Below are 4,913 nucleotides of genomic sequence, written 5' to 3' on the forward strand. Positions count from 1 at the left end.
CCGCGGCCGGTCCTGACCGCTTGGACGGCCTCCCTGCCCAGTTCCGGCCAGTCATCGCGGACACCAGCGGCGAGGACCTAGAACTGTTCTGAGCGAGCACCGGGAGACCTGACGCCCCCACGGCACCTCGCAGCTGCCGGCCCCGACACGCTCACCCCGCACGCCCCAGCGAAATACACCTGGGGCGTGCCTGCGGGCAGCAGTGATGAGTTCGCTGCGGGCTGGTCGGGAGGCATTCATGCGGCGGAAGCAGAGATGGAGCGGACCGCCTTCTTAGCGCGCGTCCGCTCATCGTCAGCTGGACGGACGGCCGCCCTGACCTCGCTCGGCCGGACCCGACCGGCTGACAGTGGAAGGCGTCAACTCTGCAGGCCTGTCACATCGGTGTCGTTCCTGGTCGCGTGAGGTCGACCAGGGGGATCCTGGAGCTGTGGCAAGGAAGAGCGTCCGGAGTTGCAGCCAGTGCGGCAGCCCGCTGCCCCAGGGCTGCCGGAAGTCACGCCGGTACTGCTCAGCGGCCTGCCGCACGAAAGCGTGGAGATGGAAGCGTGAGCGGGAGGAGTGGTGGCGGAGCAATCTGGAGTTCGCCGCCGCCTTGCGCGAGGGCCGTCCACACCGCCGGCCGAAGCAGCAGTGCCCGGTCTGCAAGGGCTGGTGGTTCGTCGGCGAGGCCACGGGCGGCAACCGCAAAAGGGTGGATGCCCTGTACTGCTCACCGAGGTGCCGCACCCGGGCCTATTGTCAGAGGCAATCGCGTTCAGAAGGCGTCACACCGTGACGCCTCCATGAGACGCTACGGGGCTCAGAAACCGGCGCCTGCGTAGGGCTGGCCGGGCGGGGCAGGTTGGTGGCGGGGCGGCCCGGCACTGCCCATCCCCCGTTGCGGTCCAGGCCGCTCCACCACCGGTCGGTTGGCCGGCGCGCTCCGTATCGTCAGCGCGCTGGCAGGCCCCCTGTGGCGTGCCTGCCGAGGGCGGGACGTCGTTTCCCAGGAGGTCGCGTACTGGGACCGAACCTGGTGCGCGACGGCTGAGGACCTGACTTCCGCTGCCCGGTCTAGGGTTCTCAGCCGTAGCCCGGCCCCGGTATCGCTCTGGCGGGGTCGGGCTACTTGCTGCGCCGGCGACGTCCGAAGACCCCTTGGCGCAGGGTCGGGTACCGCTGGCTGATGTCAGTGCGGCATTCGGGGCAGTGCCGGCCATCCTCGGGCGGAGCGAACTCGAGGTCGTAGCCGAACGGGCCGGTGATCGGCCGTCCGCGCCGCTCACACGGCGCGACCTCCGGGACGGGCTCGGGTTCCGGGTCAGGTTCCTGAGCCCAGCGTTCCCTCTCCACTGCCCACTCCTGGTGCCGTCGCTGCTCTGTTTCCTCGAGCTGGTGGCGGCGTTGCTCGTCGCGGGCGTACCAGGCGTCGTGGTCGTCGGGGTTGGCGAGGGCGTCGGGGAGGGATTCCCACTGGCCGTGTCCGCAACGCCACCACACCGCGGTCCGGGGGCCGCTGGTCTGGAGGCGGTCGAGGGTGGTGAAGAGGAGGGGGATGGCGTCGGCGTAGTCGTAGTAGCCGTCCCCTTCTTCGGCACCGTACCCGCCGCCGGCGCCATGGTAGCTGCCGGACCAGACCAGACGCGTAAGCTCCATGACAGTGTTCATCCGGTTCTTCAGGGCCTGCGGGCCGGTCCGGGTACCGGGGTTGAAGACGACCACGGCCGGCGGGTGTCCCTCCCGCCCGGTCGACGGGTACTGGGTGCCCGCGGTCAGGTCGGTCACCCCGTAGACGCGTTCCAGGGTGACCTTGCCGGTGGTGACGATCCGTCGGCGGCGCACGAACTGGACGGCCTGCGCCACGTGTGGCCCTGCTGCCGCCCGGGCCGGCGTCTTCGCCGCCGCGGACTTCTTCGCGGACTTCTTCGCGGACTTCTCGGCAGGCACCTTCCCGGCCGTCTTCAAAGAAAAGAAGCGTGCGTCAAACGCCCGAGGCGGCGATCCGGCGCCCCGCGGGCTGGCCAGTGCCGTCCGGCCTCCAGGTCCCCAGTGGGGTCCATGCGCTGCATACGCACAGCCAACTCGTCCCCGAGACGCCACATTTGATAGCCCCAGCCGCCCGCCACCTCGCGGATGGCCAGCCCTGCAAGGTCTGGATGTTGCTCCTCCAGCAGGTCACGGACCAGGTCTACGGTGATCTCGATCGCGGTTTCGGTCATGCAAAGCCACACTACTGGGGCAGGATTCTGGCTTCGCTCCGTCCGGGAACAGTCGCGGGCGGCCGGTTCGGGCTGCGGCTCGCTGATGACGCAAAGACGCCACAAGGCAACGTTCCGCAGCGAGGCGTCGGCGCACAACTGGCGTCGTTATTTCAGGTGACACCTCAAGCCACCGCGGGGGCTTGAGCGCCTACGCCCCTTCCGATGACGTCTATCCGCAGGTCATCGGGCCGGGGAGGGCCTCCCCAGTTCCCATCGCCACCTTCGATACGTTCCGCGCCCCATACGCCGGGGAGTCCTTCGCGGCTGCCCCGTCCAGGATCTTCACCGCTTCCATGGCCTTCACCCCGATTTCGAAGGGCTCGGCACTCCCTCGCTCCACCCGAAAGGGTGGCTGAGTAACGACGCCGCAGGCTTCGCGTGATGCTACGGACCGTATCGTCGCTCCCCCTTGCAGGGCCTTTGACGCTGGGCTTCGACGCCGGACGTTTCCCTCCGACGCCGCCAGCCTGCTACCGGGCCTCCTGGCAGCTACCCGGACCGGAATTCCACAGAGCATCGCGGCGACCACCACCAAAAGCGGTCTGACCGTGCACGCCGAACTCGATACCAACCCCTACCCCACCGGCATCCAGGTCGGCGACGACGAGATCGCCGCCCTGCCGATCACCCGACACCGCTTCCACGGCGACTGGAACTACACCCTCCACCCCCGGCATCCACTGGACGCGACGGCGATCAACAGCACGTCAGACCATGCCCCGACGGACAGGTCACATGGCCTCACACGTCGCTCGCTGCAGGACCCTGAACTGACCGGGATGACCCGCCAACAGCTCAGCGAGCTCGTCGACGCCCTGACTCCCGAGCTGGAGGTTCAACGCGAGCAGGTGCTCCGCACGCGCCGCGGTCACGAGCGCCTGGTAGCCCCCGGCACAGGCGCCAAAGCCAAGCTCACTCCAGCCGACCGGATCCTGGTCACCGTGCTCCACCTGCGCAAACTCGCCACCATGGACCTCCTCGGCCAGCTCTTCGGCGTCACTGCCATGACCATCAGCCGCGCGCGGCAGGAAGCCCGCCCGCTCCTCGAAGCACACGGCCACCTCGTCAGCACCTCTACCGCCCGCCTCCGCACACCAGCAGACGTCGCAACATTCATCGCTCTCGACCCGACCAAGACCATGGTCAAAAAGACGAGTTAAAGATCTGCACGTCCTAAGAACTCCTAACAAAGTGAGAGGTTCCTCAGTCGTCGCCAGCAGATGATGCTGCAGGCCAGGCTGAGGAAGGCTTCGTGGATGTCGTCGCGTATCTCCCAGCGGATACGTAACCGGCGGAACCAGTGCAGCAGCGCGACGCTCTGCTCGACCACCCATCGGTGGATGCCCAGTCCTGAGCCGTGTTCGGTGCCGCGGCGGGCAATGACCGGGGTGATCCCGACCGCCCGGACCTGCCGGCGGTACTTGTCGTGGTCGTAGCCCCGGTCGGCGTAGAGCCTGACGGGGCGCCGGCGGGGCCGTCCGCGTCGGCCGCGCACCGGCGGAATGGCCTCAATCAGCGGCATGAGCTGGGTGACGTCGTTGCGGTTGCCGCCGGTCAGCGATGCGGCCAGCGGGATACCGTGCGCTTCGGTGATCAGATGATGCTTGGAGCCTGTTCGGGCACGGTCGACCGGGCTCGGTCCGGTTTTGGGCCCCCCTTCATGGCCCGTACGTGGGAGCCGTCGATCACCGCCGTCGACCAGTCCAGGGCGCCTGCGGCGTTCAGCTCGGCCAGCAGCGATTCGTGCAGACGCTGCCAGACACCCGCGTCGTTCCAGTCACGCAGACGCCGCCAGCAGGTCATGCCGGAGCCGAAGCCCAGTTCCTGGGGCAGGAACTCCCAGGGAATGCCGGTGTAGAGCACGAACAGGATGCCCGACAGCACCTTGCGGTCGTCCAGACGCTTGCGCCCCGGGTGATCGGTGCGGCGCGGCACAACCGGCACCAACGGCTCGATCCGCGCCCACAGTTCATCGGACACGATCCACGGCGGCTGCTCACCACTTCTCACATGAAGGCAAACGCTCCGTCAGATACCTACATTCCGAGGGTGGAAGCGTCTTTTTGTTAGGAGTTCTAAGGGCTTGCAGGGAATCAAGGTGTTGCTTCCCTGCAAGCCCTTAGAGGAGATCCGAGGTTCACAAAGGACGGAAATCCGGAGTGGAGCAAAATCAAATGACGGACGAGGCCGCTGAGTACCACTACCTCTGGGACAGCTCCGAAGAGGGCTGGGTTGTCCTCCGGACGAAAGCGGCACTGGGCACCATCTTCAACACCAACACGCACATGGCCCTCATCATTGAGGACAACGCCGTGTACGCACCGCAGGTCGGCGGCACGCCGATACCGTAGCTGTATCAAAGGTCGATACTGCATCGACGACGTCGACGCAGCTGCGGGAACGGAGCCTGGTGCCGAGCGGCGGCGCCGCACCACATCCATGGTGAACGCCGCGCGTCCGGGAGCTTTCGTGTCAGGCCGGCTGCCAGGAGAGGATTGACTGGTATTGCGCCTCGATGCCGCCGGCTGCGGTGATACTCGATGGGACCTGGTCCGCCCCGGTGATGTTGTGGTTGTTCTGGATCAGGACGCTCTTGTTGTCGTAGTCGGAGGGACCGTTGGGCCAGTAGTTGCCTTCGATGTCCGTCGGGTCGTATGTCCCGTCGCCCAA

The 4,913-nt window shown here is 67.2% G+C and carries 5 protein-coding genes and 2 pseudogenes; 3 read left to right on the forward strand and 4 right to left on the reverse strand.

Annotated features, from left to right (window positions below; translation table 11 throughout):
* Nucleotides 1–1,107 precede the first annotated feature (1,107 nt).
* Nucleotides 1,108–1,947, reverse strand: a complete 840-nt coding sequence (locus ACFVWD_RS57370; protein ID WP_389607064.1) for a hypothetical protein — start codon at nt 1,945–1,947, stop codon at nt 1,108–1,110.
* Nucleotides 1,948–2,003: 56 nt separating this feature from the next.
* Nucleotides 2,004–2,201, reverse strand: a pseudogene (locus ACFVWD_RS57375) (hypothetical protein); the annotation flags it as partial.
* Between the two features lie 545 nt (nt 2,202–2,746).
* On the opposite strand from ACFVWD_RS57375, the pseudogene ACFVWD_RS57380 reads away from it, so the two are divergent.
* Both ACFVWD_RS57380 and ACFVWD_RS57385 read left to right on the forward strand, forming a co-directional pair.
* Nucleotides 2,747–2,917: pseudogene (locus ACFVWD_RS57380) on the forward strand (ISAzo13 family transposase); the annotation flags it as partial.
* Nucleotides 2,918–3,022: 105 nt separating this feature from the next.
* Complete coding sequence (locus ACFVWD_RS57385; protein ID WP_389607070.1) at nt 3,023–3,403, forward strand: transposase family protein; 381 nt, start codon at nt 3,023–3,025, stop codon at nt 3,401–3,403.
* Nucleotides 3,404–3,426: 23 nt separating this feature from the next.
* Here ACFVWD_RS57385 and ACFVWD_RS57390 read toward each other — a convergent pair.
* Nucleotides 3,427–4,253 (reverse strand): IS5 family transposase gene (locus ACFVWD_RS57390; RefSeq protein WP_389607065.1). Its coding sequence is split into 2 segments (ribosomal slippage): nt 3,427–3,893 and nt 3,893–4,253, totalling 828 coding nucleotides; the frame shifts between segments, so codons are not numbered across the junction.
* A 164-nt stretch (nt 4,254–4,417) separates the two neighbouring features.
* Here ACFVWD_RS57390 and ACFVWD_RS57395 point away from each other — a divergent pair.
* Nucleotides 4,418–4,594, forward strand: a complete 177-nt coding sequence (locus ACFVWD_RS57395) for a hypothetical protein (protein WP_389607067.1) — start codon at nt 4,418–4,420, stop codon at nt 4,592–4,594.
* Nucleotides 4,595–4,715: 121 nt separating this feature from the next.
* Here the strand turns inward: ACFVWD_RS57395 and ACFVWD_RS57400 are convergent.
* The coding region (locus ACFVWD_RS57400) for a hypothetical protein (protein WP_389607068.1) at nt 4,716–4,913 on the reverse strand (198 nt) is incomplete at its 5' end.

The sequence above is a fragment of the Streptomyces sp. NPDC058086 genome, from assembly GCF_042885015.1.
In the GTDB taxonomy this organism is placed as follows: Bacteria; Actinomycetota; Actinomycetes; order Streptomycetales; family Streptomycetaceae; genus Streptomyces.